Source organism: Aeromonas rivipollensis, from assembly GCF_037811135.1.
GTDB classification, from domain to species: domain Bacteria; phylum Pseudomonadota; class Gammaproteobacteria; order Enterobacterales; family Aeromonadaceae; genus Aeromonas; species Aeromonas rivipollensis.
Map to the genome: position 1 here is coordinate 2,692,795 of NZ_CP149130.1, position 26,938 is coordinate 2,719,732.

At 60.8% G+C, this 26,938-nt stretch carries 20 protein-coding genes and 1 pseudogene; 5 read left to right on the plus strand and 16 right to left on the minus strand.

All coding sequences use genetic code 11. The features are described from left to right. Nucleotides 1-6 precede the first annotated feature (6 nt). Genes amoA through WIR04_RS12155 form a run of 5 tightly spaced genes read right to left on the minus strand, consistent with a single transcriptional unit; the run spans nt 7 to nt 7,658 of the window. Nucleotides 7-756 (minus strand): amonabactin biosynthesis protein AmoA, encoded by a 750-nt coding sequence (amoA, locus tag WIR04_RS12135; RefSeq protein WP_338892554.1) that lies wholly within the window; start codon nt 754-756, stop codon nt 7-9. Between the two features lie 29 nt (nt 757-785). Continuing rightward, a complete protein-coding gene (amoF, locus tag WIR04_RS12140; protein WP_338887195.1) occupies nt 786-3,887 on the minus strand; it encodes an amonabactin biosynthesis non-ribosomal peptide synthetase AmoF in 3,102 nt (1,033 codons plus the stop codon). Continuing rightward, the gene (amoB, locus tag WIR04_RS12145; protein WP_338887197.1) at nt 3,884-4,807 is read right to left on the minus strand and encodes an amonabactin biosynthesis bifunctional protein AmoB; all 924 of its coding nucleotides are present in this window, start codon (nt 4,805-4,807) and stop codon (nt 3,884-3,886) included. The genes amoF and amoB overlap by 4 nt, the downstream gene beginning before the upstream one ends. 23 nt (nt 4,808-4,830) lie before the next feature. Further along, nucleotides 4,831-6,498, minus strand: a complete 1,668-nt coding sequence (locus WIR04_RS12150; RefSeq protein WP_338887199.1) for a (2,3-dihydroxybenzoyl)adenylate synthase — start codon at nt 6,496-6,498, stop codon at nt 4,831-4,833. Further along, the gene (locus WIR04_RS12155) at nt 6,495-7,658 is read right to left on the minus strand and encodes an isochorismate synthase (RefSeq protein ID WP_338887201.1); all 1,164 of its coding nucleotides are present in this window, start codon (nt 7,656-7,658) and stop codon (nt 6,495-6,497) included. The genes WIR04_RS12150 and WIR04_RS12155 overlap by 4 nt, the downstream gene beginning before the upstream one ends. A gap of 322 nt (nt 7,659-7,980) precedes the next feature. Between WIR04_RS12155 and WIR04_RS12160 the strand changes: the two genes are divergently transcribed. Then, the gene (locus WIR04_RS12160; protein WP_338887203.1) at nt 7,981-8,532 is read left to right on the plus strand and encodes a lipoprotein; all 552 of its coding nucleotides are present in this window, start codon (nt 7,981-7,983) and stop codon (nt 8,530-8,532) included. Nucleotides 8,533-8,680: 148 nt separating this feature from the next. Then, on the plus strand, nt 8,681-10,678 hold the full coding sequence (locus WIR04_RS12165) for a hypothetical protein (RefSeq protein ID WP_338887205.1): 1,998 nt from the start codon (nt 8,681-8,683) through the stop codon (nt 10,676-10,678). A gap of 63 nt (nt 10,679-10,741) precedes the next feature. Here the strand turns inward: WIR04_RS12165 and glgC are convergent, their stop codons facing one another. After that, the gene (gene glgC / locus WIR04_RS12170) at nt 10,742-12,016 is read right to left on the minus strand and encodes a glucose-1-phosphate adenylyltransferase (RefSeq protein ID WP_338887207.1); all 1,275 of its coding nucleotides are present in this window, start codon (nt 12,014-12,016) and stop codon (nt 10,742-10,744) included. Between the two features lie 187 nt (nt 12,017-12,203). Here glgC and WIR04_RS12175 point away from each other — a divergent pair, with 187 nt between their 5' ends. Further along, nucleotides 12,204-13,844 carry an EAL domain-containing protein gene (locus WIR04_RS12175; protein WP_338887209.1) on the plus strand — a complete coding sequence of 547 codons (1,641 nt, stop codon included), beginning with the start codon at nt 12,204-12,206 and terminating at the stop codon, nt 13,842-13,844. Here WIR04_RS12175 and WIR04_RS12180 read toward each other — a convergent pair. The 10 genes and pseudogenes from WIR04_RS12180 to WIR04_RS12225 all read right to left on the minus strand — a co-directional run. Further along, nucleotides 13,807-14,301, minus strand: a complete 495-nt coding sequence (locus WIR04_RS12180; RefSeq protein WP_025326672.1) for a hypothetical protein — start codon at nt 14,299-14,301, stop codon at nt 13,807-13,809. The two genes, WIR04_RS12175 and WIR04_RS12180, sit on opposite strands and share 38 nt — an antisense overlap. Before the next feature lie 171 nt (nt 14,302-14,472). After that, on the minus strand, nt 14,473-14,835 hold the full coding sequence (locus WIR04_RS12185; RefSeq protein ID WP_010674427.1) for a DUF2750 domain-containing protein: 363 nt from the start codon (nt 14,833-14,835) through the stop codon (nt 14,473-14,475). A gap of 113 nt (nt 14,836-14,948) precedes the next feature. After that, nucleotides 14,949-16,577, minus strand: coding sequence for a methyl-accepting chemotaxis protein (locus WIR04_RS12190; RefSeq protein ID WP_338887212.1), 1,629 nt, complete (start codon nt 16,575-16,577; stop codon nt 14,949-14,951). Nucleotides 16,578-16,738: 161 nt separating this feature from the next. Further along, nucleotides 16,739-18,043: an inosine/guanosine kinase gene (locus WIR04_RS12195; protein ID WP_338887214.1), complete on the minus strand. Its 1,305-nt coding sequence runs from the start codon at nt 18,041-18,043 to the stop codon at nt 16,739-16,741. Between the two features lie 186 nt (nt 18,044-18,229). Beyond that, nucleotides 18,230-18,622 (minus strand): MAPEG family protein, encoded by a 393-nt coding sequence (locus WIR04_RS12200; protein ID WP_025326669.1) that lies wholly within the window; start codon nt 18,620-18,622, stop codon nt 18,230-18,232. A gap of 64 nt (nt 18,623-18,686) precedes the next feature. Continuing rightward, the gene (gene hemH / locus WIR04_RS12205; protein ID WP_139744348.1) at nt 18,687-19,661 is read right to left on the minus strand and encodes a ferrochelatase; all 975 of its coding nucleotides are present in this window, start codon (nt 19,659-19,661) and stop codon (nt 18,687-18,689) included. A 113-nt stretch (nt 19,662-19,774) separates the two neighbouring features. Continuing rightward, complete coding sequence (adk, locus tag WIR04_RS12210; protein ID WP_025326667.1) at nt 19,775-20,419, minus strand: adenylate kinase; 645 nt, start codon at nt 20,417-20,419, stop codon at nt 19,775-19,777. Between the two features lie 254 nt (nt 20,420-20,673). Further along, entirely contained in the window at nt 20,674-22,587 is a 1,914-nt protein-coding gene (htpG, locus tag WIR04_RS12215; protein ID WP_289983062.1) for a molecular chaperone HtpG, read from the minus strand. 281 nt (nt 22,588-22,868) lie between these two features. Beyond that, complete coding sequence (recR, locus tag WIR04_RS12220; protein WP_025326665.1) at nt 22,869-23,468, minus strand: recombination mediator RecR; 600 nt, start codon at nt 23,466-23,468, stop codon at nt 22,869-22,871. 174 nt (nt 23,469-23,642) lie between these two features. Next, a pseudogene (locus tag WIR04_RS12225) lies at nt 23,643-23,735 on the minus strand (electron transporter HydN); the annotation flags it as partial. A 975-nt stretch (nt 23,736-24,710) separates the two neighbouring features. On the opposite strand from WIR04_RS12225, the gene WIR04_RS12230 reads away from it, so the two are divergent. After that, entirely contained in the window at nt 24,711-26,012 is a 1,302-nt protein-coding gene (locus tag WIR04_RS12230) for an AAA family ATPase (protein ID WP_338887219.1), read from the plus strand. Further along, nucleotides 26,009-26,869, plus strand: a complete 861-nt coding sequence (locus WIR04_RS12235; protein ID WP_338887221.1) for an HNH endonuclease signature motif containing protein — start codon at nt 26,009-26,011, stop codon at nt 26,867-26,869. Before WIR04_RS12230 ends, WIR04_RS12235 begins: the two co-directional genes overlap by 4 nt. Nucleotides 26,870-26,938 lie beyond the last annotated feature (69 nt).

Genomic DNA, 26,938 nt, shown 5'->3' on the forward strand with positions numbered 1-26,938 from the left:
CAAGCCTCAGGCACTCAGGGTGGCGCCACCGTCGACGACCAGATCCTGCAGCGTGATGTGGCTGGCCAGATCCGAGGCCAGGAAGAGGACGGTATGGGCGATCTCCGCCGGGGTGGCGACCTTGCGCAGGGGAATGCCGAGCTTGAACTGCTCAGGCAACCCGGCAATGGTGCGGGCCATGGCCTCCTCGTTTGGCAGCATACCGCGCAGCATGGGGGTATCCGTCGAGCCCGGCGACACCAGGTTGGCGCGCACGCCGAAGGGGGCCAGCTCCAGCCCCACCGTCTGGGTCAGGCTGGTGACCGCCGCCTTGGAGGCGCAATAGGCCGCCATCTGCATGCGCGGCACATGGGCGGCGTTGGAGCCGATGGTGACGATGGCACCGCGCTGCTGCCCCTTGAAGTGGGGCACCAGGGCCCGCAGCAGATAGAAGACGCCGCTGGCGTTGACCGTCATGCAGTCGTGCCAGTCATCATCGCTTAAGGTTTCGGTAGGACCGAGGCGCAGCACCCCGGCCCCGTTCACCAGCACATCCAGCCCGCCGTCCGCCAGCAGCGCTGCGCAGCAGGCGTTGACCGCCTTCGAATCGCCAATATCGAGCAGCCGGGTGGCATAGGGGTAGTCGGCATCGGGAAACGCCAGATCCAGCCCCACCACGATTGCTCCGGCCGCCACGAACTGCATCGCCACCTCGCGGCCGATGCCGCGCCCGGCCCCGGTCACCCAGACCCGTTTGCCAGTAAAATCAAAGGCCATTTTTTGCTGATCCTTCGTTATCTTGCTCATCACCACACCATCTCCACGCTCTCTTCGTCCTCGGCAAGCAGGCCGTCGAGGAAACGGCAGAAGTCGTCGAGGCGCGGGTGATCGAACACGTCGGAGACCTTGACCTGCACCCCGAACTCGGCGCCGAGCCGGTTGACTATCTGGATGGTCTGCAGGGACTGGCCCCCCAGCTCGAAGAAGTTGTCGGCGGGCGCCATGGTGGCCAGCCCCAGGATCTGCTGCCAGATGGCGCCGACCCGGTTCTCGGTCTCGCTGCCAAGGGTCAGGGCTTCGCCGCCAGCCTGGTAGGCGGCCAGCAGGGCCTTGCGATCCAGCTTGTTGGAGCCGGTGCGGGGCAACTGGTCATAGTGGCGATAGTCGGTGGGGATCATGGCGGCAGGCAGCACCCTGGCCAGCTGCGCCTTGATGACCCGGCTGTCGCGCTCCGGCCCCGCCACGAAGGCCACCAGCCGGCGCACGCTGCCGATGCTCACTCCCTGCACGCAGGCCTCATCGACCCCCGGCAGGGCCAGCAGTTGGGCCTCCACCTCGCCGGGCTGGATGCGATAGCCGCTTATCTTGAATTCGTTGTCGCGCCGGCCGAGGTAGACCAGCCGGCCGGCCACCAGGCGCACCCGATCGCCGGTGCGATAGACGGGCATCTGTTCAGCACCGACACACAGGGTATCGAAGCTGCCTTGCACGCCCCCCACGTAGCCGTTGGCCAACTGCGGGCCGAGCAGCACCAGCTCTCCCTCGCTGGCGGGTTGCTCCCCCGCCCCCAGGATCAGTGCCTGCATGCCGGGCAGCGGCAGGCCGATGGGCAGCTGGGCCTGGCTCGGGTCTTCCTGCTGCAGCTCCTGGGTGGTCACCACCACTGTGGTCTCGGTGGGGCCGTAGGTGTTGAAGAGGCGCACATCGGAGCGGCCCTGACGCTGCCACTGGGCCAGTTGCTCGGGGTAGACCGCCTCGCCGCCGATGATGACGGTGGCCAGATTGGCAGGAATATGGGCCTGGCCCGCCGTCAGCGCCACCACCCACTCGTTCCAGAACGCGGTGGGCAGGTCAAGGTGGGTGATCCCCATCTGCTCCACCCCGGCCGCAAAGGCGGGCATGGATTCGAGCAGGGCGTCGGTGCGCAGCACCAGGGTGGCGCCGGCGCTCAGGGTGGCGAACACCTCCTCGATGCTGGCGTCGAAGTTGAAGGGGGCGAATTGCAGCATCCGCGCCCCCTCGCCCAGGTGATAGCGGCAGCGGGCGGCGGCGGCGAAGTGATCCAGGGCGCCGTGACTGACTGCCACCCCCTTGGGCAGGCCGGTCGATCCCGAGGTGAACATCAGGTAGGCGACGGCGCGACCGGCGGCCGGCTGGTTGAGCCGATCATCGCTTACCAGGTCCCCCGCCAGCAGGGTGCGCCCCTCAAACAGGCTGGCCAGCTTGTGACGGTACTCGGCCTGGGTGAGCAGGGTCTTGACCTCCCCCAGCCGCAGGATATGGCCCTGACGCTCCAGCGGCTGCTCGGGGTCGAGCGGCACGTAGACGGCGCCCGCCAGCAGCACCGCCAGCTGGGCGAAGATGGCCTGGGGGGTACGAGCCAGCATGACCCCCACCCTGTCCCCGGGTTGCACGCCGGACGCCTGCAGGGCGGCCGCCATCTGTTCGGATCTGGCCAGCAGCGCCTCGTAGCTGAAGCGGGCCTCTCCCTGCGCCGTGCTCTGAATCAAGGCGATCTTGTCCGGGGTCTGGGCAGCGAAGTGGCTGAGCGCCTCCAGCACCGGCCGCACCTGGAGAGCTTCCTGGGCGGGGCCGGCGATCAGGGCCCTGGCTCGCTGCTCGGCCAGCCAGTCGGCCTTTAGCGTCCCCAGGGTCTGGGCGGGCTCGGCCAGCCAGCGGCCCAGCAGGGCAAACAGGGTATCGGCGATGGCCGCCAGATCCCCCTGCTGGTAACAGCCGGGGTTGGCGTCCAGATCCAGGCGTGGCTGGCCATCGACGCCGACCTGCACCTCGATGGTGAGATCCTCCACCGGGCCGGCGCTGATGTTGAGAATATGGGCAGATAGCGGCCCGAAGCGGCGAGCGTGATCGAACGGCATGATGTTGACCAGGGGGCCGAACAGGCGTTTGTCGCCCCCCACCAGGCCAAGGTCGCGGCGCAGCAGCTCGTAGCGGTAGTGCTGGTGTTTGCGCACCCCGCGTTTGGCCTTGGCCACGGCGCCGGCGGCTCCCGCCAGATCCAGTTCTTCACCCAGTGTCAGCGCCAGCGGGGTGATGTTCATCTGCATGCAGGGCACGGTCAACGACGCCGAGCCGATGCGGTTCATCATCATCAGGCCGAGCAGGGTCTGGCGCTGGCCGCTTGCCAAGGAGAGCTGGGCAGAGAGGCCGGCCAGCAGCAGATCGGGCCAGCCCAGCTTGTGCTCGTCGGCAAAGCCGGTCAGGGATTGCCACAGCACCGCCGGCAGCGGACGGCTCTCGCGGATAAATTCGGCGGCAATCGGCGCCCGTAACGAGCCAAAGGATGTCACCTCGGGCCAGCCTTGCAGCTGCTCCTGCCAGAAGGCGCGGGCGGCGGCGTTCTTGCCGCTCAGCTCGCGGCTCGCCTCTTCGGCCAGCACCTCAGCCAAGGAGCCGAAGGGGGATGGGGAGTTCATCTCACCGGCCAGCCCCTCTGCATACAGCTCGGCAATGCGCTGGAACAGCAAGGTGGTGCCAAAGCCGTCGAGGGCGATGTGGTGCACGCAACTGTAGAGGTAATCGCGGCCGGGGCCGCGCAACAGGGCGAAGCGGCAGGGCGCTTCTTGGGTCAACTCGAACGGGCGGCGCAGATCGGCCCGGGCCCAGGCGCGGGCCAGCGTCTCGTCGTCGCGTTCGAGGGAGACCTCTTCATAGGCCAGGGGCAGCCCGGCCGGGACAAAGCAGACCGCCTCCTTATCGTCTTCGAAGTGGCCCTTGAGCGCCTCGCATTCCCCCACCGCCTTGGCAAGGGCTGCGGCCAGCACGGCCGCCTCGACCTTGCCGTCGAAGGCGATGCACTCGGCGGTGTTGAACATCGCCTTGTCGTCGTTGAGCAGATGTCCGGACCAGAGCCCCTGCTGGGGGATGGTCAAGGGGAAGCGGTTCATGGGGTCACCTCCAGCGCCTGGGCTGCCAGCTTGGCCTCGATGAGGCGCCACCAACCGTTGAGGGTCGGCAGCTTGGCGAGATCCACGAAGCCGAGCTCCACCCCGGCGGCGCGCCATTCGGTGAGCAGGGCCATGATCCGTACCGAATCCAGACCGTAGTCGATGAGGTTCTCGTCGGGGTCAAACTCCCCTTCGTCCTCGTCGATGTGGCTCAGCAGCCGCGCCTTGAGTCCCTCATACGTCAGCAATGGGTTGGTCAGCAACGGATTGCTCTGGGCGGCAGAAGCGGAAGCCGGAGCAAGGGCCAGCACCTCCTCGCAGCGGATCACCTTGCCGCAGCGGGTCGCCACGTAGTCGAGCGCCATCTGGTGGTCGGCCAGGGAGAAGTCCGCCACCCCGTCCGCCAGGAAGAAGGGCTGGATGTCGCGCATGAAGGCGTCGCAGGCGGTCATCATGCAGCCAATATGGCCGTAGATGCCGCCGATGATGAGCTGATCCCGCCCCAGCTCCTTGAGCATCTGCTCGAGCTCGGAGCGCTGGAAGGCGCTGTAGCGCCACTTGACCAGCACTGTGTCGTCACGCTCCGGGCAGAGTGCTGCCACCACCTGCTGCTGCTCGGGCCGTTTGTTGAGCCCTGGGCCCCACATGTCGTTGAGCAGGGCGCGATCTTCAGGGGATTGATCCTTGGGCTGGGCGGTGTAGAAGACCGGGATGCCGAGGGCCTTGCACTGCTTGCGCACGGCGGCCAGGCGCTCAGTCAGGGCAGCAATCAACGGGCTATTTTCGCCATAGAAGGCGGTGAAGTACTCCTGCATGTCGTGGATCAGCAGGGCGGCGCGTTTGGGATCCAGGGTCCAGTCGACCTTGTTGGCCTTCCACTGGCTGGGCATGGCGTAATTGTTCAGGGTTGGGATAGCCATAACGTCATGATTCCTTTTTAGTTTTATGCTGTTGTCAGGGGCTGGTTGGCGGCGATGGCGTGCGCAATGCGCGCCCGCAGCCCCTGCTTGTCAATCTTGCCTACCGCCGTCATAGGCAGGGCATCCAGGGTTTCGAAACGGTCGGGCAGCTTGAAGTCCGCTACCCCGCGCTCGCGCAGAAACTTGCGCAAGGCAAGCGGCTTGAGCCCCGGCTCGGTGGTGACGATAAAGGCGCAGCTCTTCTCCCCCATGGCGCTGTCGGGCATGGAGACCAGAGCCGCATGTGTGATGGCCGGGTGATGCAGCAGCTGGTTTTCCACCTCTTCCGCCGCGATCTTCTCGCCGCCTCTGTTGATCTGATCCTTTTGCCGCCCCACCACGGTGAGGCAACCATCGGCATCCTGTACCACCAGATCGCCGGAGCAGTAGAAACCCTCGCTATCGAACACCCGGGCGTTGTGGGCCGGGCTCTGGTAGTAACCGCGGAAGGTATAGGGGCCGCGGGTGTGCAGGGCGCCAGGCTCGCCGGGGGCAACCGGATTGCCCGCCTCATCGAGGATGCGCACCTCGTCGTCCGGGCTCATGGGACGGCCCTGGGTGTGAATGACCTTCTCGTCGGGATCAGAGAGCCGGGTGTAGTTGACCAGCCCTTCCGCCATGCCGAACACCTGCTGCAGCCGGCAGCCGAGCAGCGGCCCAATCTTGCTGGCCACCGCCTCCCCCAGCTTGGCGCCGCCCACTTGCAGCAAGTCGAGGCTCGCGAGCTGAGCGCGCGCGGTGGGATCCGTTTCCGCTGCCTGCAGCCAGAGCGAGACCGCCGGCGGCACCAGCGAGGTGAGATTGACCCGGTGGCAGGCAATCAGCGGGAAACAGCTGATGGGGCTGGGGTCGGGTGCGAGCACCACTGTGCCGCCCGCCTCGAACACCCCCAGGGCGCCCGGGGAGCTCAGGGGGAAGTTGTGAGGCGCCGGCAGGGCGCACAGATAGCGGGTATGGGGGCCGAGGCCACAAATTTCGTTGCTGCGGCGCACGCTGTACAGGTAGTCGTCATGGGTGCGGGGAATGAGCTTGGGAGTGCCGGTGCTGCCACCGGAGAGCTGGAAGAAGGCCACCTCGTCCGCCGGAGTCGGGGCAAAGGAGACGGATGGGGGGCCCCCCTCATCCCCCTCTCCGAACCAGCGGGTCAGCCCCAGCTCCCCCCCATCGCCATCGAGCAGCACCAGTTCGGCGCCGATGGTTGTCAGCAGCTCGCTCTCGCGACCCTTGCTCGCAAACAGCGGATGGGCCAGCGAGCCGATAAAGAGGCGCGGTGTGATCTGCTCGGCATAAGAGAGGAGCTCCAGCCGGTTGTGGCTGAAGAGCGCATTGACCGGCGCTATACCCGCTTTGAGCAGGGCAAAGAACACCAGATAGAATTCGGCCACGTTGGGGAGCTGCACCAGAGCGGTATCCCCCACCCCCAGGCCGCGGTGGGCCAGACGCCCGGCCAGCCGGCTCGAGGCAGCGTCCAGCTCGCCATAGCTGAAGCGGCGCTCGCCGCAGAGGATGGCCTCGGCCTCGGGGGCCAGCTCGCACTGGCGTGCCAGCATGGCGGTCAGCGGCTCGCCGCGCCAATACCCCTTGGCGCGGTACTGCTGGGCCAACTCCTCGGGCCAGCGGGTATAAGGCAGGAAACGTCGAGTCTCGCTCATTGCGCTACCTCCAAATCCAGGCCCAGGGCTTTTAGCATGGTCCCCAGCTTGGTGCCGGTCTCGGCCCACTCCATGGTGGGGTCCGAGCCCGCGACTATACCTGCGCCGGCAAACAGCTCCACCTGATGGCCGTCGAGCACGCCGCAGCGGATCACCACGGCCCACTCGCCGTTGCCCTGGCTGTCGCACCAGCCGACGATGCCGCTGAACAGGGCGCGCCGGAAGGGCTCCTGCTCGCGGATGAACTGGCGCGCGAGATCCGTGGGATAGCCGCACAGGGCCGGGGTGGGGTGGAGCTGGCAGGCCAGGGAGAGCACTGAGGCGTCGCTGCCGTGCAACTGGCCCGCTATGGGGGTGCCCAGATGCCAGAGGGTGTCAGTGCTCATCAGGGTGGGTTTTTGGGGGATCGCCAGCTCGCGGCAGTGGGGCGTCAACACCCGGCGGATCTCGTCGATCACCAACTTGTGTTCATGCTGATCCTTGCGAGAGGCCAGCAGATCGCGGGCCACCGCCTCGTCCTGCACCGGCTCGCTCGCCCGTCTGGCGGAACCCGCCAGCGGGTGGGTGAAGACCTCTCCCCCGCTGACCCGCAGCAGCAACTCCGGGCTGGCACCGAGCAGGCGACGGCCCTGGCCCAGTGGCAGGGAGAAGTGGAAGGCGTGGGGATTCTGAGCCATCAGACGGGCCAGCACCCGCTCGGGGTCGGCGGGCTTGTGCAGGGTGAGGATCAGCTTGCGCGACAGCACCACCTTGGCGAGCTTGCCTTTGGTGAACGCATCCAGCGCCGCACTGACCGAGGCCTTGAATTCACCCGCAGCCGGGGTGCTCTGCACCGCGATGACACTGTTGGTCTCGGGGGTCTGCTCTTCTGGTGCGATGCGATCGCCCCGCTCATAGCGGCCGGGCACATAGAGACAGGAGGCTTCCGCCGGATCGAAGGCGAAGGCGCCGATGAGCAAGGGGTTGGCCTGGCCTGCGGCCCTGGCGGCATCGAGGGCCCGGGTTATCTGCTGTGCCAGCAGTGGCCACTCGCAGGCGGGGGTGGTGATGGGTTGCCCCAGGTCAGTGGCACTGATCGCGCCCTGACCCGAGGTAAACAAGAAATCAGGCGACATCTTCGCCTCGGCAGGTGCGCCATTTTCCATTACTCGAGTATTCACGTTACACCCTCAAAGAAGATTCAAAATGATAATGATTATCAATTTGACTTTGTGCGGCGGTAAAATACTCGTTTTGAAATCATGGGGTCAATGGGATTTTGAGTCGGTAAAACAGGAGCCTGTCTGTGGGTATTGGCACTATGGCGCCACGGCGGGCCTGCTGGCACAGGGGACGACAACGCTACTCGAATGAACACGGATTGCCATCCCCATATGGGGGATGCGACAGAAACGGGGTCAGGCTGCCCCCACTGGCGGCCGACCCGCTTTGCCCCTAAGATGGCGCCATCCGTTGTTGCCACCCATTTGATGGAACCTTCCCATGTTGAAACACCTGCTTCTGCTCCCCTTCGCCCTGCTGCTGGCGGCCTGCTCGCTCACCCAGTACAGCGTCAGCGAAGGGGAGATCAACCAGTACCTCAAAGAGCGAGTCGCCTTCGAGAAACAGCTGGGGATCCCCGGCATCATGTCGAGCAAGATCCGCCTGGACGACATGGAGAGTCGCATCGGCCGCAACCAGACCGACAGGGTCGAGCTGGATGCCGCCGGTGATCTGGAGGTGGCGAGCCCCCTTGGCAGCCAGCAGATGAAGATCCGCCTCTCCCTCAGTGCCCGCCCGGACTATGTGGCGGAGCAGGGCGCCATCTACCTGCGTGACCTCGAACTCATCTCGGTCAAGACGGAGCCGGCCGACGTTGGGGCCGCCCTCACGCCGCTGCTGCCCACCTTCAACCAGTCCCTCTCCCTCTTCCTCTCCCAGACCCCTGTCTACCGGCTGGATGGCAGTCGCAAGAACGAGGCGCGTATCAAAGAGAAGGTCGAGGCCCTCAAGGTGGAGCCGGGTCGTCTGGTGATCCCCTTCAAGCTGATGTAACCCCTGCCGCCGCGCCCCCCTCTCCCCAGAACCCCGGGGCGCGGTTTTTCGCTTCTAAAGTTCCCTCCGTTGCCTCATAATGCACACCATTCTCATTTAGATTCATGAGAAGCGTCATAATAAAATCAAACATATGGGTGAAAAGGACATGAGAAAAACCGTACTGGTGCAGGCGATCGCCTGTGCTCTGCTCAGCAGCGCCGCGCACGCTGCCGTCAAGGTGGAAGACAAGACCTTCAACACCGCCGCCAGCATGTTGGCCTATACCGAATTCGAACTCTCCGGCGAGCCGCTGGCCGAGGCCCTGGGGCTGGATCTGGATGTGCTGGACGCCAACCGTGCCAACGAGCCGACTCCCTTTGACTTCGCCGCCGGTATCGAATCCTACGAATACTCCGAAGAGGCGATGTACGCCCTCAACTATCAATCCGGCATGGGCCCGCACCTGGTGAACGGGCCGCAGAACCTGGCTCGCGGTGGCACCCTGGCCGACCTTGGCAAGCGGGTGCTGGCCATGGCCGATGCGGTCGGCTTCCCGGCAGATGAAGTGCCGCAGGGCATGTATCCCCTCTCTCTGCCCTACGCCTCCGCCAACCCGGAGTTCGCGCAAGCCGTCAACGCCACCCCGGTCAACGGCGATCAGCTCACCATCAAGACCGCCAAGGGCACCGAGAAATCGGTCAAGACCCAGGTGCCTGCCTACTTCCGCGACTACGCCACCCTGCGCTGGAGCGGCAGTGACAACCTGCTGGTCCCGGCGGCCGTGGGCGGCATACTGCTCAAGGAAGTGATGTGGTCCCAGGACTTCCTCGGCGGCATGCACGTGGCCGAGAGCGATGAAGAGGTGGAAGCCGCGTCCGCCACCATGGATCAGGATGGCAAGCACAAGCTCGGCGTTTCCGCCGCCGACGGCTTCAACGGCATGATGCTGACCGAGCAGTCCATCGACAAGCTGGCCATACTGCAGGGCCAGCTCGGCTTCGATGGCAAGCAGCTCGGCGCCAAGATCAGCCCCCAGTACGATCCGGCCAAGGGTATCGTCTATTTCCCCCATCAGGTGAAAGTGACCGAAACCAGCAAGAATGACGTCGGTGCCATCGGCAAGCTGGAGGTGGTGGACGGCTCCGCCCAGCTGCGCGACGCCTGGATGCTGCTGTGGCCACTCTCCGAGTTCTACGCCTTCAGCGATCAGCGCAGCGCCAACACCAACCAGAACCCGGCCTTCCACGCCGTGTTTGACGGCGCACCGTTTGCCGCCGCCCCGGCCGCCAACAAGGCCAATGATCTGGCCAAGGCAGTGGCGGGGAGCGATGCCTTCTCCCTGGCCCTCAACCTCTCCAACCTGACCTTCAAGAACCTGGCCGCCCTGCACTTCGAGCCCAAGGCCGGTACTCTGGTGGACAGCTGGCAAGGGGGCAAGCAGAGCGCTCACGTCACCACCTTCGACGCCGCCTACGCCCTGGTCGCCCTGCAGATCTTCCAGCGTGCCCAGGATGCCTTGCCAGTCGGTTACGCCGCCGGTGACAACGGCGAGCTGAACCTCAAGACCCGGCAGGGTCAACAGGCCCTCGAGCTGGTGCGCAAGCAGGCTGACTTCATCCTCGGCAAGCTGGTGGGCAAGAACGGCCTGGTCCACGACGGCCTGACCCTGGGCGGGTCGCTGGATGCCGGTCAATCCATAGAGGCGCAATTTGCCGCCATCCGTGGCCTGACCGCCGCCTTCCTGGCCACCTCGGATGCCAAGTACCGCACTGCCGCGCGGGATCTCTTCATCGCCACCGACAAGGCCTACTTCAATGCCAAGGCGGGTACCTGGCTGGCGGGCAAGCAGGGGGAATACACCCCCTGGACCCAGGCCGCCATCTCCGGCGCCCTGCGCTCTGCCATGCTGAACCTGCGCAACGAAGGGGCCGAGAAGGCACCCGAGCTGGAGCTGGCCAAGCTGACCGGCCAGTACGTCAGCTGGTTCCGTGGCACCGTCAACGGCGGCATGCAGATGGCCGAGTGGGTCGGCGACTCCGGCGAGAACGTCATCGACGGCGCCGGTGGTGACACCGACGAAGACGGCGTGCCCCAGGTGACCGCCGCTGGCGGCAAGCACGGCACCGCCATGGTGATGGCCGGCAAGGCCATCGTCAGCGAATAAGTCAGCGATGACCGCATGAAAAAGGGAGCCTTCAAGGCTCCCTTTTTGTTGGTCTCGATCTCATCAGGCGAGCTTGGCCAGCATCTCCTTGGTCACCAGCACTATGCCCTGCTCGGAGCGGTAGAAGCGACGGGCATCCTCGTCCGCGTTCTCCCCCACCACCAGGCCATCGGGCAGCACGCAGCCCTTGTCCACCACCACCCGGCGCAGGCGGCAGCCCGCCCCCACTTCGACCCCGGGGAAGATCACCGCCTGATCCAGGGTGCAGAAGGAGTGCACCCGCACATTGGTGAAGAGCACGGAGTTCAGCACGAAGGAGCCGCTGACGATGGAGCCGCCCGCGAACATGGAGTTGATGGTCATGCCGTGCTGGCCGTTTCTGTCCTGCACGAACTTGGCGGGAGGTGACATGTTCTGGCTGGTCCAGATGGGCCAGTTCTCGTCATAGATGTCGAGCTCGGGCACCACGGAGGCGAGATCCATGTTCGCCTCCCAGAAGGAGTCCAGGGTCCCCACGTCACGCCAGTAGGGCTTTTGCCCCTCCTTGGCCCCGACGCAGGAGATGGTGAAGGGGTGCGCAAAGGCCTTGCCCTCTCCCACTATGCGCGGGATCACATCCATGCCGAAGTCGTGCTTGGACTCCTGGTTGTGGATGTCCTCCTCCAGCAGCTGATAGAGGTATTCCGCATCAAAGATGTAGATCCCCATGGAGGCCAGGGAGACCAGGTCATTGCCCGGCATGGCGGGCGGGTTGGCCGGTTTCTCAACGAAGGCGCGGATCTTGCGCTGCTCGTCGATGTCCATGACCCCGAAGGCGGAGGCCTCCGCGCGCGGCACCTCGATGCAGGCCACCGTCACCTTGGCGCCGAGGCGCACGTGATCGAGCAGCATGGCGGCGTAGTCCATCTTGTAGATGTGATCCCCCGCCAGCACCACTATGTATTTGGGGCCGTAGTCACGAATGATGTCGACGTTCTGGTAGATGGCATCGGCGGTGCCGCGATACCAGTGCACCTCGTCCACCCGCTGCTGGGCGGGCAGCAGATCGATGAACTCGTTCATCTGATAACGCAGGAAGGACCAGCCAGACTGCAGGTGGCGCAGCAGGCTGTGGGACTTGTACTGGGTGACCACACCCACCCGGCGAATGCCGGAGTTGATGCAGTTGGAAAGCACGAAATCGATGATACGGAACTTGCCGCCGAAATGGACGGCGGGCTTGGCGCGATTGTCGGTCAACTGCTTCAGGCGACTACCGCGTCCCCCTGCGAGCACCAAGGCCATACTCTGATTCAATAGTTGCCGTGCTTTGGCTGTGTCTACGGGTTCTAGCAACATATCTACCTCTGCTCTGTTGGGGCTGTTTTCAACCCATCTTCGCTTTTTTTGCGAACTGTGAAAGTGTTTTCACTCACATTTAGTTGCTTTCCGACGGCCCTTTTCATGGAGTTGCGTGAGTACTCAAGCTTTGTGCCGGCGGCTTGGTTAGAATTTCTACATCACGAGCATCATCAAGGATGAAACGATGTTGAATAAACACGAGGGAAATCTGCTGCTGGTCAGCACCCTGGTCTGTATTCCCATGCTGTTGCTGCAGGGGCTCTGGCTTGCACCTCCGGCCTCCCCCCTCACCCTGCTGCTGGTCCTGATGACCACCCTCATCGGCTTCGCCCTGCTGCTCTTTCTCACCCACAGCGTGCGCAAGGGAGAGCGGGAGAGGCAGGAGCAGCGCTGGTTGCTGGCGCTGCAACAACGGGATCCCGCCATGCTGGAGAGCCCGCAGGCACAAACGGCGCTACGCCAGTTGCTTGCCTCCTTCAGTGAAGCCGAACTCGATGCACACCGCCAGATAAGCGAGCTGCAACAGCAGGCGACCCAGGACGAGATGACGGGCCTGCGCAACCGCCATGCGTTCAGGCGCGATCTCACCGAGCTGCTGCTGCAGGAGACGACCCAGACCGCCATCCTGGTGCTGATCCGCGCCACCGAGCTGGCCCGCCTCAATGCCCAGCGCGGCTTCCAGTCCGGGGATGCCTACATCAGGGATATTTCCAACCTCATCAATCTGGTGGTCAACCGCTTTCCCGGGCATCAGGTCTATCGCATCTCGGGCTCTGATTTTGCGGTGCTGCTCCCCTCTGACATCAACATTCCACCCCATTTGCTGGGACAGGAGTTCAAGCGGGCCTTCGATCATTATCATCGGGAACGGGAATTGGAAAATGTGGCCTACACAGGGCTGACCCAGCTCTCCCGCGCGCAGAATATCGAGGCTATCCTGGCCCGCGCAGATCTCGCCCTGGCACGGGCTCAGACTGAAACCATCAACGGCTGGGCCATCCAGCAACATGATCACTCCAGCAACCTCCATGGCCAGCAGCACTGGAAGAGAGTGCTGGAGGACCTGCTGTCACAGCCGGATTGCATCACGCTCTTCAGCCAGCCGGTGCAGGCGTTCAATCGGGACATGGTGCCCTACCAGGACATCTCTGCCCGCTTCAGCAATCGAGAAGGCATACAGCTCCCCACGGACACGCTCTTTGCCATGGCACAACGACTGGAAATGCTGATGCGGCTGGAGCAGATGCTGATCACCCATGTCATGCGCCAGTATCGTGCCTTCGACCTGCAGACCCACCGCTGGGGGCTCAACCTCTCCAGCTGCCTGCTGCAAAACAGCGCCTTTTTGATCTGGTTTGATCACCAGTTGCAAAAGGATGCGAACATCAGCGCCAATCTGGTCTTCGCTCTGGATGAAGAGCACCTGAAACACAACATGGTCGGTGGAAAGCGGCTGTTTGAACTGCTCAGGCGCCATGGCAGTCGCTCCACCATTCGCAACTTTGGCAAGGGGATGGACTCCTTCACCCTGCTTCATGAGCTGAGGCCGGATTATGTGAAGCTGGATCCGCTGCTGCTTGGCACCCTGGAACGGGACATTGCCAACCAGCAGTTCGTGCGGATGATAGTCGACGTCTCCCATCGCATGGGCTGTCTGGTGATAGCGGAAGGGGTGGAGGAGCTCGGTCAAAAGCAGTTGTTGCAAGGCATGTATGTGGACGGATTGCAGGGATATCTGATCGCACGGCCTCAGGAGCTGAGGCCTGACATTCCCCATCCGGGGGTCTTCACTGGGGACGTTTCAACTTCAGCAGGGTCAGAATGATGTCATTGAGCTGGCGATAGCGCTCCAGCTCCTTCTGATCGTAACGGGTCGCCAGCATGGTCGGGTTGTGGCGGTTCTTGAGGTAACGGTTGATCTGCAGACGATTGAAGCCGGCCACCTTGTAGACCTGTCCCAGCAGAGCATTGAGCTCTTCGTCATCCAGCCCGGCACGGGTCAGATAGTCCTCCTGGGACGGGCTCTCCAGCTGGCAGCTCTGCTTGTCGAGGTGGCCGTTCTCCTGCAGATAGGCGAGCCACTGCTCCACATAGAGCGGCTTGCAACCGGCCAGCAGATCGAAATAGCCCACCGCATCGCAGCGGCAGCCGGTCAGCAGTACCAGGGCCAGGGCATCGCTGTCACACTGGAAGGTCACGGGGCCGCTCTGGCCCCAATCCAGCGCCTGCACCCGGATCCGGGCCCGCGCGCCCGCCGCTGTGGTCACGTCAAAGACAAACATGGCACCTCCCGATCGGCAAAGGGTTGATGATGACCCATCTCGGTGACGGGTGCAAAGCCAAATCGCCCGCTCATGCTGGCGCCCAGCCAGACATGAAAAAACCGACGGCCTCGCAGCCGTCGGTTCTGGTCTCGGCGATGGCCCGCGTCGGGGCCATCAGTGCAGCACGGTTCAGGCGTCCAGCTCAACCAGCGCCTTGGCCAGCTCGATGGGCTCGAGCTCCTGGCCTTCCAGATCGGCGTTCCAGTTCGGGCCGACCAGCACATCGTCTTCGTCCAGATCGTTGATCCAGATATCGAGGAACTCTTCCAGCTCGATCACTTCCGGCTCGTAGTCCGCCCACTCGTCCACGCAGTGCAGACGGGCATCGCCCTCGGCAGACCAGAGCGGCATGACGTCGGCATCTTCAAACTCGGCGGAGCGGCACACCACCCAGTCTTCACCGTAACGCAGACCCCACACCTGACCCGACTCGCGGACTTCTTCGATAAACAGCTGGAAATTGGCGTCAAGATTGTCAGTTAGTTTGCTCATGGGGTCTCTCTCTTGCAGGCGGTTGGCCAACGCTGGCCAATAATGGGGCTGATGGTGTCCCAAAAGCCCCCCAGACTCAAGCCTTATCCCCAAAAAGGCGGGGATAAGCGCCATCAGGTACGATATTGGGCGACCAGGGCCCCCAACTCGTCGCAGGAGAGCGCCAGCTGGCTTGCCGCCTGCTCGGTCAACCGGTTCTGGGCCAGGGCATCCGCCGCCAGCTCGGTGATGGCCACCAGCCGCTGGTTGATCTCCTCGGCCGCCCTGCTCTGCTCGGCGGCGGCCGTGGCGATCTGGCTATTCATGGCATTGATGGTGTGCACAGATCCATCGATGGCATGAATGGCGCCGTCGGCATCACCGGCCCTGTCCGCGGTCGAGCGGGAGAGTTGCTGCAACTGGGTGATGCCGCTGACCACCCGGCCCGCCCCCTCCTGCAGCCGCTGGATCATCTGCCGGATCTCGTCGGTGGAGCTGTGGGTGCGGGTCGCCAGGGTGCGCACCTCGTCGGCCACCACCGCGAAGCCACGCCCCTGTTCGCCGGCCCGGGCCGCCTCGATGGCGGCGTTGAGGGCCAGCAGGTTGGTCTGCTCCGCCACCCCCCGGATCACGTCGAGCACCGAGCCAATCTGCTGGGTCTCCTGCTCGAGCCGGCTCACCGCCTGCACCGTCTCCACCATCTCGTCCGCCAGCTGGCTGATGGTCTCCCTGGTCTGGGCCACCACCTGACGCCCGTGCCGGGCGAGATTGAGCGCGGAGTCTGCCGCCTCGGCGGCCTGGGCCGCATGCTGGCCCACCTCCCGGCTGCTCACCGTCATCTGCTCCATGGCGCTGGCCACCCTCAGGGTATCCTGCTCCTGGCCGGTGACGATGGCGCCGGTCCGATCGACGACCTGGGCCAGCTGGTGGGCCTGCTCCCTGTTCTGGGCCGTGATCTGCTGGCTGCGCCCCACCAGCTGTGCCATCTGGCCGGCAAAGAGGTTGAAGTTGACCGAGAGCTGACTCAGCTCGTCCCGGCCCGACTCCGGCAGGCGAAAACGCAGATCCCCCTCCCCCCTGGCGATGTTGCCGAGGGCCGATACCGACTGGGAGAGGGGCACCACTATGCTGCGTACTATGAGCCCGACCACGGCAAACAGCAGAATGGCCAGCACCAGGCCTATCCCGAGCAGAGTGCGCAGCACCTCCTGATATTGGGCTTCGACGTCGTCCACATAGACACCGGTGCCGATGATCCAGTCCCAGGGGGCGAAGCGCTTGATGTAGGAGACCTTGCGCACCGGCTCCTCCACCCCGGGCTTGGGCCAGTAGTAGGCAACCTCACCGCCCCCCTGCGCCCTCGCCAGATCGGCGAAGGCGACGAACAACCTGAGCCCCTGCTTGTCCTCCACCCCGGAGAGATCCTTGCCATCCAGCTCGGGTTTCATGGGGTGCATCACCATGGTGGGGTGGCTGTCGTTGATCCAGAAGTAATCGTCAGCGCCATAGCGCAACCCCTTGATCAGCGCCAGCGCCTCGGCCTTGGCGCTCGCCTCGTCCAGCTCCCCCTTGCGCACCCTGGCCTCCAGCCCCGCCACCAGGCTGTAGGCAGTCTCGACCTGAGCCCGGGTCTGGCGGCTCTTCTCCCCCATCAGCCCCTGCTGATAGATCTGCAGGCAGAAGAACAGCAGCAGTCCCAACAGGGCCAGCACCATCAGGGTCACCAGCGACAGGCGCCGACCGATACTCCATTGTCTCAACATACCCTCGCCCCGCAGCAGCTACATATCCTTAACACAAGGTATGCCGCCACGACGCAGCCTGTCCACGATGTCAGCAAAAGCAGTGCCAAAAACATGATCCAGCCCAAAAATAAGAAAGGGCGCCTAGTGGCACCCTTCTCATTGTCGACCGGATGACGGGATCACCGCTCCCAGTACACCTCTTCCAGGCTGTCTTCCTTCTCCGGCAGGCCGCGGGAGAGACGCGGGCTGCTCTGGGCCAGCACTTCGTAGCTCACCCGGTTGGCGTACTTGCACACCTGGGCCAGGGAGGAGTAGGTGAGGAACTCGGAGAGGTGCTTGGCGGAGTTCGGCACATTCATGCGGTGATAGTCGTTGGCCACCATGTCGTGCAGCACCGCGGACAGGGCGCCGTCCCCGGCGCCATTGGTGTTCTTGATCTTCTCCGGGCCGCCCATGTAGGGGGAGATGTGGGAGTAGATCCGCGCCGGCTTGCGGCACTTGGCGCGGGCCATGGGGCGGCTGAACTCATACATGTTGAACTCGGGGATCACCCCGGGCAGCAGGGTATGGGTGGTCTCGCGCTTGTAGTCTTCCTCGGTGTAGCTCGCCATGTAGAGGCCGATGGGACCGGCGGTACAGAGCACCATGTCGGCCCAGTCCAGCGCCTTGTCGGCGGCGCCGAGCGGGTCTTTTATCCCGGTCAGGGCCTCGGCCTCGTCCTCGTTCATGGCGAGCACAGTCACGTTCTCGCTGATGAAGTCACGCCACCACTGGGGGTTCTCGTCGATGACGAAACGGGTGCCCAGGGTCAGCACCACGGGCACACCGGCCTCTCGGGCATAACGGACGGCAGCCATGGCCGCCTCCTTCATGGGGGTGCCGTCGGCGCCGCGCACCAGATAGGCGGTGATCACCAGGGCGGAGGAGTCCTTGATGATGGCTTCCGGAATGTGCGCCACGTCCAGGTGGTCCATCTTGCCGGCGTTGATGCCAAAGCTGCGCTCGCCCCCTTCGGTGATGAAGGTGAAGCAGCGACCGACAGGGCCGTCCACCGGCTGCAGGTAGTCGAGGTTGACCCGGGACGAGGTATTGCACAGATAGCGGTAGGCGTAGCTGCCGATGCGGATGTCCTGGCTCATCACCCCGAGCAGGATGGAGTGGGAATCGGCCAGCACAGAGTAGTTGTGCATGGTGTTGCCGATGGTGCCGCCGGCAAACTCGCTCACCACCATGTTGTTGGCCTTGAGCTCTTCATAGATCCGCTCGGCCACGTCGTCGCCTATCACCACCGAGTGGCCCTTGCTCAGGCCGTACCGGTTCAGAAAGTCCTCGTCCACATGGGCTTCGATATCCACCAGAGTCTGATCTATACCCACCACATAGGCCTTGCCCAGTTCGGTGAGCTGGGGATTTTGCGGGATCAGGGGATCACGCCTGTCGACCGGGAAGTAGTGTTTGGACTTGCGCTGACCGGGAAATTTCATGGCAATCTTCTGTGCTCTGGGGGAAAGAGGGGCGGGATTTTAACACAATCCACCCCGCCGAAAAGTCGCCCGATTAAAATATGGGGTCAGTATAGGCAAGGGTTTGCGAGGAAAACGTTTGATCTTTCCCCCTCAAAAAACCACCTCGCGGTGAGGTGGTTTTTCGCACTCAAGTGGCCCCCGGCCTCAGCCGAATGACAAACCCTGCACCAGCGCCAGCACCGAGAAGAGCCCCAGGGACAGCCAGAAGAAGAGGGTGCCAAACAGGCGCGGCTTGTTCGGCGCCTTGGGGATCTGGATACCGATGGCGTGCAGGATGCGCCCGACCAGCAGCAGCGCCCCACCCAGGTGCAGCCAGAGCGCCCCCACCCCGGCCAGTTCGCACAGGGCCATCAGCAAGAGGGTGAGCGGCACGTACTCGGCGAAGTTGCCGTGGGCACGGATGGCGGAGAGCATCTCGGGCGCCTCCCCTTCCCCTATCATCACCTTGAACTGGGCCCGGCGTTTGACCACCCAGAACGAGAGCAGCAGGAACAAGAGCCCCAGCAGGCCACCGTAGATCAGCGTGATATGCATCATCAAGACACTCCTTTATCGTTGAACCCGAACACCCGGCGCGCATAGTCGCGGCCGTGTAGACCCCTCACGCCAGCTCGCGGCAGATCAGCGACACCATCATGCGGATGTGGGCCTGATCGCTGTTGAGGGCGGCTATGTAGTGGAACTGCTCTCCCCCCGCGTCCATGAAGACGGCGCGGTTCTCGACCTGGATCTCCTCCAGGGTCTCGAGGCAATCCGCCGAGAAGGCCGGGCAGATCACATCGAGCCGCTTGACCCCTTGTTCCGCCAGCTGGGCTATGGTGACGTCGGTATAGGGCTTGAGCCACTCCTGCTTGCCAAAGCGGGACTGGAAGCTGGCACTCCACTGCTCGGGGGACAGACCCAGCGCCTCCGCCAGCAGGGCGGCGGTGCGGCGACACTGGTGACCGTAAGGATCCCCCTCGTCCTCGCTGCGCTGGGGAATGCCGTGGAAGGACATCAGCAGATGCTCCCCCTGGCCCTGCTGCTCCCACTGGCGGCGCACGCTCATGGCCAGCGCCTGGATGTACTCGGGGTGGTTGTGATAGTCGCGGATGAGGCGCATCACCGGCAGGTGGCGCTCCTTCTTCATCACCCGGGCCCAGCCGTCGAACACGGCGGCCGTGGTGCTGGCGGCATACTGCGGATAGAGCGGCAGCAGTATCACCCGGTTGACCCCCTGGGCCTTGAGCGCCTGCCAGCCCTCGTCGAGGGAGGGCGAGCCATAGGTCATGGCCAGCACCACGGGCACATCGACCCCTTCCCGCTTGAGCTCCTGCTCCAGCGCCGCCCGCTGCCGCTGGCTGATGGCCATCAGGGGTGAGCCCTGCTCGGTCCAGACCTGCTGATAGAGCTTGGCGACCCGGGGGGCCCGAAACGGCAATATGGCGAAGGTCAGCAGCGGGGCCCACAGCAGGCGAGGTATCTCGACCACTCTGGGGTCCTGCAGGAACTGACTGAGAAAGGCCTTGACGGCCGCCGAGGTTGGCGCCGCTGGGGTCCCAAGATTGACGAGCAAGATCCCGGTTTTCGTGGTCACGTTAGCGTCCTGTCGTGGGGTGTTTGTCGTGCTTGTGATAATGCAAGAAAGGGCCCTGTGTGGACCCTTATCTCAGACTCGTTATCGACCGATTGCGGTTGGCAATGGCAGGCTTAGCCCAGGATGGCGGCCAGCTGCTGGCTGACCTGATCCACCGGCTGGGTGCCGTCGATCTTGACGTAACGGGTGTTGCCCGCTTCCGCTTCCTTGCCGTAGAAACCGATGAGCGGTGCGGTCTGCTGATGGTAGACATCCAGACGCTTGCGAACCGTGGTCTCTTCGTCGTCGGCACGGATCACCAGATCCTCGCCGGTCACGTCATCCTTGCCTTCCACTTTCGGCGGGTTGAACACCACGTGGTAGGTACGGCCGGAGCCGGAGTGCACACGGCGGCCGCTCATGCGCTTGACGATCTCTTCGTCCGGCACGTCGAACTCCAGCACGAAGTCCACCACCACACCGGCATCCTTCATGGCTTGCGCCTGGGGAATGGTGCGGGGGAAGCCGTCCAGCAGGAAGCCGTTGGCGCAATCCGGTTGCGCGATACGTTCTTTGACCAGGCCGATGATGATGTCGTCGGAGACGAGCTGACCTGCGTCCATCACGGCCTTGGCCTTGAGGCCCAGCTCGGTACCCGCCTTGATCGCCGCACGCAGCATGTCGCCGGTGGAGATCTGCGGAATACCGTGTTTTTCCATGATGAACTGAGCCTGGGTACCCTTGCCGGCACCCGGTGCTCCCAACAGAACAATGCGCATACACGCTCCTAATTGATTGGTTATTCAATTCTTGAGAAGGCAAAAAACTACACGTTTTCGCCCATATTAACAAGCTCGCCCCGTGTGAGTGGCCAGATTATCACCAGCCCCTGGCGCCGTCTCTGCGACCAAAGACGCAGACCCCTGCCACGAAAAATGATTGAAAATGCAGCAGACACTCAGGGCGGACAACGCCGCCCCGGGGGCGGCGTCGGCCAAAAAAAAGCCCACTGCCTTGCAGTGGGCCAATTACATCACGCCTGGAGTAGCAGACGGTTGATACGGGAGACGAAGCTCGCCGGATCATTGAGGCCGCCCTGCTCCGCCAGCTGGGCCTGCTCGTGCAAGAGGCTGACCCACTCACCAAACAGCGCCTCGTCTTCGATGGTGTCGAGTTTCTTCACCAGCGCATGGTCGGGGTTGAGCTCCAGGATGTACTTCTGCTCCGGTACCGGCTGGCCGGCGGCGCGCATCAGCTTGATCATCTGGGTGCTCATGCCGTGGTCGTCGGTGACGATGCAAGACGGCGAGTCGGTCAGGCGGTGGGTGACACGCACCTCTTTCACCGCATCGGCCAGGCTCTGCTTGACCCGCGCCACCAGACCGGCGTTGGCTTTTTCAGCCTCCTCCTGGGCCTGCTTGGACGCCTCGTCCTCCAGCTCGCCGAGATCCAGCTCGCCACGGGTGACGGAGACCAGCTGCTTGCCGTCGAACTCGGTGAGGTGGCTCATCAGCCACTCGTCCACCCGCTCCCACATCAGCAGCACTTCGACGCCCTTCTTGCGGAAGATCTCCAGATGCGGGCTGTTCTTGGCCGCGGCATAGGAGTCGGCGGTGATGTAGTAAATCTTCTGCTGGCCTTCCTTCATGCGGCCAACGTAATCCTCCAGCGACACTGTCTGGGCTTCGCCCTCGCCGGCGGTGCTGGCAAAGCGCAGCAGCTTGGCGATCTCTTCGCGGTTGGCGTAATCCTCGGCCGGGCCCTCTTTGAGCACGTTGCCGAACTCGCTCCAGAACTTGGCGTACTTCTCGCTATCGTCCTTGGCCAGCTTGTTCAACATGGTCAGGACGCGCTTGGAGCAGGCCTTGCGCAGGGAGGCGGTGACCTTGTTGTCCTGCAGGATCTCGCGGCTAACGTTGAGGGGCAGATCGTTGGAGTCCAGCACCCCTTTGACGAAGCGCAGGTAGGTCGGCATAAACTGCTCGGCGTCATCCATGATGAAGACGCGCTGCACGTAGAGCTTGAGGCCGTGCTTCTGCTCGCGGTTGTAGAGATCAAAGGGCGCGCGGGCCGGGATGTAGAGCAGGCTGGTGTACTCCTGAGCCCCTTCCACCCGGTTGTGACCCCACAAGAGCGGATCTTCGAAGTCGTGGGCGACGTGCTTGTAGAACTCCTGATACTCCTCGTCCTTGATGTCTTTGGGGTTGCGGGTCCAGAGCGCGGTGGCGCGGTTGACCTGCTCCCACTCGCCGGGGGTGCCGACGATGGTTTCACCGTCTTCTTCGCGATCCGGGGTGCCCTCCTTGAACATCTCAACCGGCACAGAGATATGGTCGGAGTACTTGGCGACCACAGAGCGCAGGCGCCAGTCGTCCAGGAACTCCTCTTCCTCGGCGCGCAGGTGCAGGATGACGTCGGTGCCGCGACCTTCTTTGGTCACGTCAGCTACCGTGAAGGAGCCTTCCCCTTCGGATTCCCACTGCACGCCCTGGCCCGGCTCTGTGCCGGCGGCGCGGGAGATGACGGTCACCTTGTCGGCGACGATGAAGGCGGAGTAGAAGCCCACCCCGAACTGACCGATCAGCTGGGAGTCCTTGCCTTGATCACCGGAGAGGTGCTTGAAGAACTCGGCGGTACCGGATTTCGCTATGGTACCCAGGTGTTCGATCACCTGGTCCCGGGTCATGCCGATGCCGTTGTCCGAGATGGTCAGAGTCTTGTTCTCTTTGTCCACCACCAGGCGCACGCGCAGCTGGCCGTCGTTTTCGAACAAAGAGGCATCGGAAAGCGCCTTGAAGCGCAGCTTGTCCGCCGCATCGGATGCGTTGGAGATCAGCTCGCGCAGGAATACTTCTTTGTTGGAGTAGAGGCTGTGAGCCATCAGGCTCAGCAGTTGTTTGACTTCAGTCTGAAAGCCGTGGGTTTCGGCGTGAACACTTTGGGTCATCGACCAGTCCTCAAAACGTCGGGTTGAACAGATTCCCAACCTAGATGGGGCTGGCCCACCAAATATCAAGGGGCTTGCGTGCAAACTTGAGAGCAAACTTGCACACTGGCCCCTGGTGGCGGGCTTGGCTGCCCATTTCTTGTACCATCCAGCCAAACCTGTTGATGAGCCGTCGCGAGAAGCCGTCAGCAAGGTATCGATCCGCGCAGGAACCGGAGCGTATAAACATACGTGAGGCTTCCGAGCAGCACATGAGCCTTGATCACGGCTTCGCAGCAGGTTTAGATGCGTTGGCGTCCCATCAGGGAGTGCGACAGCGTGGTGCCATCCACCAGCTCCAGCTCCCCGCCCACCGGCACCCCGTGGGCGATGCGGCTCACCTCCACCCCGGCGGCGCGGGCCATGTCGGCGATGTACCAGGCGGTGGCATCCCCCTCTATGGTGGGATTGGTGGCGAGGATCAGCTCCTTGATGTGCTCATCCTTGAGGCGCCGCTCCAGGATCTCCAGCCCCAGCTCCTCCGGGCCTATGCCGTCGAGCGGCGACAGATGGCCCATCAGCACGAAGTAGCGGCCGGAGAACTGGCCGGTCTGCTCGATGGCAGCCACGTCTGCCGGGCTCTCCACCACGCAGAGCAGGCCGTTCTCCTCGCGCTTGGGATTGGCGCAGATCTCGCAGCGATCGTTCTCAGTAAAGGTGCGGCAGTGGCTGCAATGACCGATCTCGGTCAGCGCCCGATTGAGCAGGGAGGCGAGACGCAGGCCGCCGCTGCGCTCGCGCTCCAGCAGGGTGAACGCCATGCGCTGGGCCGATTTCGGGCCCACGCCCGGCAAGACCTGCAGCGCCTTCATCATCTCATCGAGCAGGGGACTGAATTTCATGGGGATATCCTTTAAAGCCGCGCCGAAGGAGTGATTCGGCCCGCTTGCCTGAAGCGGTGCCGACTCCTCCATCCGAACCTATCTTGTTGGCGCAGGACTATACCCGAGCCGACCCCGGGCGCCAATGATCGGTGCCACACCGAGTGACCACTCAAGGTAGCCTCAACTCTGGACGCAACGCCCGGTCCGGCATGAAACGACGCACGCCACCTCACAGGTACGACACCCAATGCAGAGACTGGGATCGGCAATCACGAAGCTGTTCATAAAAGAGGGATCCTAAATGGTTCGTTACACCGGGCCGCCCGCCGACAGGCAAAGAGGCGGCCAGCCCCCCACAAAGCATTTATCAGACCAACACCGGGAGATGGCCCGTCAAAAAATCACAAGCCAATGAAAATAAAGGGGTAATCTGGATGATAAAGGCGGTATTAGCCGCCGATAACGAGAGCGACGAAGGGGCTGTCCCCCTGATCGACATGACAAAAGTGACGAGGTCGACACTGGCTGAGAAGCCCCTGTCCCAACTGTGCCAAGGAGCAGTTTGAAGGCGATTGGCTCAAGGATCGTCCGCCATAAACCATGCAAGCGGAGGGACGGAAGCCGGGGAGAAAAGCCATACCAAGAACCAAAAATGGGATGGGCAGCATACAGAAGCAGCTAGGGACTACGGCAAATTGTTTGGTTTTGCTATCTAGCCTGCAGGTCAGGCATCAACCCAAGTAGGACAAAACGAGCCACCTCTTGGCTGATTTGTTGAGCCAGAGCCGGTTTTATGCCCCTGCCCCTTCAGTTTTCTATCCCTCAGGTTACTATGTGCCACTTGGCAACCAACTCCGTTGGGGTCGTTTGTATGAGAAATAGTGCAATGTAAATGCAGCAGATCGGTGCGGGAGCCTATAAACCGTTTATGAACAAACTCCAACATTACCAATTTTGTAAAAAATATATTTATTGTTAAATGTACTTCAACTAATTTAAATTTGATTAAGATGGAATGTTTTAAATATGATCACACAAATAAATTTCCTACTTATTCCCAGAGGGGAGAAAATTCCATCTTCATTAAAAAATACCGCATGTTTAGATATAGATCGCTGGGACGACTACACATTCAAAACACAATTTTTCCTATCGTTTTTCGATTCAAAAGGGACTTGTCATAAAATAGGAAGTGTGAAAATCGGTTTTAAAAATCAACCAGAAAAGTCCTCCACATATTAAAAAATGCCTGGCTCATTCTTGACATTATCAGATGATTATTTCTCTGTAGGCCAAGATGTAGATTATTACGAAAATATTTTCAAGTTAGATTCAGATGTGCAACGGACAATATTGACCGCGATCAGAGATATTCCATACTCTCTCCCGATATTACCCCTTATAGAAGATGAAAAGGTATTCAACACATCATTACTCAGATCTGTTAGTATATCTGCGATAAAAGGCCAGTTTGCTAGAGTTTTAGCTGGCCATCCCCCATTAACAGATTTCAAATTTAAATTTCTCCGCGCACCTACGGCTCATATATCGAGCACTATCGACTTAGATTTCATAGTTAAGGTGGAATCTAAACCAAGCACCAATATACATGCAATAATAGGCAGAAATGGTGTAGGCAAGACAACTTTATTAAACGGCATGATAGATGCAGTTATGAAAAGTGGCGATTCAGATTCACAGTTCATTGATATTGATACCTGGAATAACAGCCCAATAAAACAAGATTATTTTAGTAGTTTAGTGTCTGTATCATTTAGTGCTTTTGACATCTTTTCACCACCCAAAGAACAATCAGATCCATCCCTTGGAACATGCTATTTCTATATCGGACTAAAAAAAGACAACAATCAATTAAAAAGTTTAAGTGATATCCATAAAGACTTTACTAGTGCACTTGGATATTGTTTTAGCCAAGCCCCCAAAAAGGCGAGATGGTTGAAAGCGATAAACACTCTGGAATCTGATGAAAACTTTGCACAAATGAAGCTAAAGGAGCTTGCATCAAGCTCTGAGAGCAACTTTGAAACTACAGCATTGAAGAAAATTCAGTTAATGAGCTCTGGTCACGCAATTGTATTATTAACAATTACGAGGCTTGTCGCCACCGTTGAGGAAAAAACATTAGTTTTAATTGATGAGCCAGAAAGTCACCTTCATCCACCACTTCTTTCCGCATTTATTCGTGCATTATCTGAGTTGCTCTACGATAGAAACGGTGTATCGATCATTGCGACACATTCACCAGTTGTGCTTCAAGAGATACCTAAATCATGTGCTTGGAAAATGAATAGAACAGGCTCTGTTTCTGACTATAAAAGACCCAAGATTGAAACCTTCGGTGAAAATGTGGGTGTACTAACTAGAGAAATTTTTGGTCTTGAAGTCGTGAAATCTGGCTTCCACGGATTATTAGTAAAATCGGCTGAAAGTGGAAAGTCTTATGAAGATATTGTGGATGAGTATAATGACCAGTTAGGGGTTGAAGCAAGAGGGATATTAAGAGCCATCGTGACCATTCGTGATGGAAACAGTATATTATGATAAAGTTAAAACTTCCTAATTACACTTACATTCAAAGCATCAATGTATGCCAAGAGGGTATTACAGGCAATCACGAACTCCTTAATAACGTCATAAATCATAAGACTCAACTAAGTGAAGGTGAGGTAATTTATACTGCATCAGCATCCACTGGCGAACTATATAATATCAACCCGCTCCTCCATAATAAAGAGGATGATCCTGCAGTTATTGGTAATCTCACAAAATCAGATCTACTCTCACTTTACAACAATTACTTTTCAAAACAGAATAAACCTGCAAGATCTATTTATGATTCAATAATGATAGCCGCAGATGAAAGATGCCCCTACTGTGGTGGCATCGGGCGGCCTAGAAATCTTGACCATTACTTACCTAAAGCTTTTTACCCACAATTTTCTGTCTTACCTATAAATTTAATACCATCATGTCGAGACTGCAATATGGATGGGAAGGGCTCTGATTATTTCAAGGTAAAGGATGAGCAAGTCCTTCAGCCATATCTAGATAGCAAAGCTTTCTTTGAAAATCAGTGGATTTTTGCTAAATACATTAAAAGCAATGATAATAATGAACCAGGCATGATGGATTTTTTTACAAACCCACCTAATGAATGGACTGAGGAAAATAAAAACCGGGTCAATAATCATTTCAAGCAATTTGACCTTAGGTTAAGATATTCAAAAGAGGCAGCACCTCGTCTTATCACATATTTGTCTCAGATAAAAAAACTGACAGAGGTTGGCCTGAGCCTTATTATGGCTAAAGAAACCATACTCGAACCAGTGATCAAATCTGCACCATTTGTTAATCATTGGGAAAGAGTTATGTGTCTAGCACTAATAAATGAATTATGAATCACTGGCTTTGATTTTTTAGTCTTAGTAATCGTATGGTGCAATAAGCGCAGCGCATTGCCCCTCTTG

Bases quoted from the DNA above. Each gene is read 5' to 3' on its own strand.
- WIR04_RS12150 (WP_338887199.1), bottom strand. From the start codon at position 6,498: ATGAGCGAGACTCGACGTTTCCTGCCTTATACCCGCTGGCCCGAGGAG.
- amoA (WP_338892554.1), bottom strand. From the start codon at position 756: ATGGCCTTTGATTTTACTGGCAAACGGGTCTGGGTGACCGGGGCCGGG.
- WIR04_RS12175 (WP_338887209.1), top strand. From the start codon at position 12,204: ATGTTGAATAAACACGAGGGAAATCTGCTGCTGGTCAGCACCCTGGTC.
- glgC (WP_338887207.1), bottom strand. From the start codon at position 12,016: ATGTTGCTAGAACCCGTAGACACAGCCAAAGCACGGCAACTATTGAAT.
- WIR04_RS12165 (WP_338887205.1), top strand. From the start codon at position 8,681: ATGAGAAAAACCGTACTGGTGCAGGCGATCGCCTGTGCTCTGCTCAGC.
- recR (WP_025326665.1), bottom strand. From the start codon at position 23,468: ATGAAATTCAGTCCCCTGCTCGATGAGATGATGAAGGCGCTGCAGGTC.
- WIR04_RS12185 (WP_010674427.1), bottom strand. From the start codon at position 14,835: ATGAGCAAACTAACTGACAATCTTGACGCCAATTTCCAGCTGTTTATC.
- amoB (WP_338887197.1), bottom strand. From the start codon at position 4,807: ATGGCTATCCCAACCCTGAACAATTACGCCATGCCCAGCCAGTGGAAG.
- WIR04_RS12195 (WP_338887214.1), bottom strand. From the start codon at position 18,043: ATGAAATTTCCCGGTCAGCGCAAGTCCAAACACTACTTCCCGGTCGAC.
- WIR04_RS12190 (WP_338887212.1), bottom strand. From the start codon at position 16,577: ATGTTGAGACAATGGAGTATCGGTCGGCGCCTGTCGCTGGTGACCCTG.
- htpG (WP_289983062.1), bottom strand. From the start codon at position 22,587: ATGACCCAAAGTGTTCACGCCGAAACCCACGGCTTTCAGACTGAAGTC.
- WIR04_RS12160 (WP_338887203.1), top strand. From the start codon at position 7,981: ATGTTGAAACACCTGCTTCTGCTCCCCTTCGCCCTGCTGCTGGCGGCC.
- WIR04_RS12180 (WP_025326672.1), bottom strand. From the start codon at position 14,301: ATGTTTGTCTTTGACGTGACCACAGCGGCGGGCGCGCGGGCCCGGATC.
- WIR04_RS12200 (WP_025326669.1), bottom strand. From the start codon at position 18,622: ATGATGCATATCACGCTGATCTACGGTGGCCTGCTGGGGCTCTTGTTC.
- adk (WP_025326667.1), bottom strand. From the start codon at position 20,419: ATGCGCATTGTTCTGTTGGGAGCACCGGGTGCCGGCAAGGGTACCCAG.
- amoF (WP_338887195.1), bottom strand. From the start codon at position 3,887: ATGAACCGCTTCCCCTTGACCATCCCCCAGCAGGGGCTCTGGTCCGGA.
- WIR04_RS12235 (WP_338887221.1), top strand. From the start codon at position 26,009: ATGATAAAGTTAAAACTTCCTAATTACACTTACATTCAAAGCATCAAT.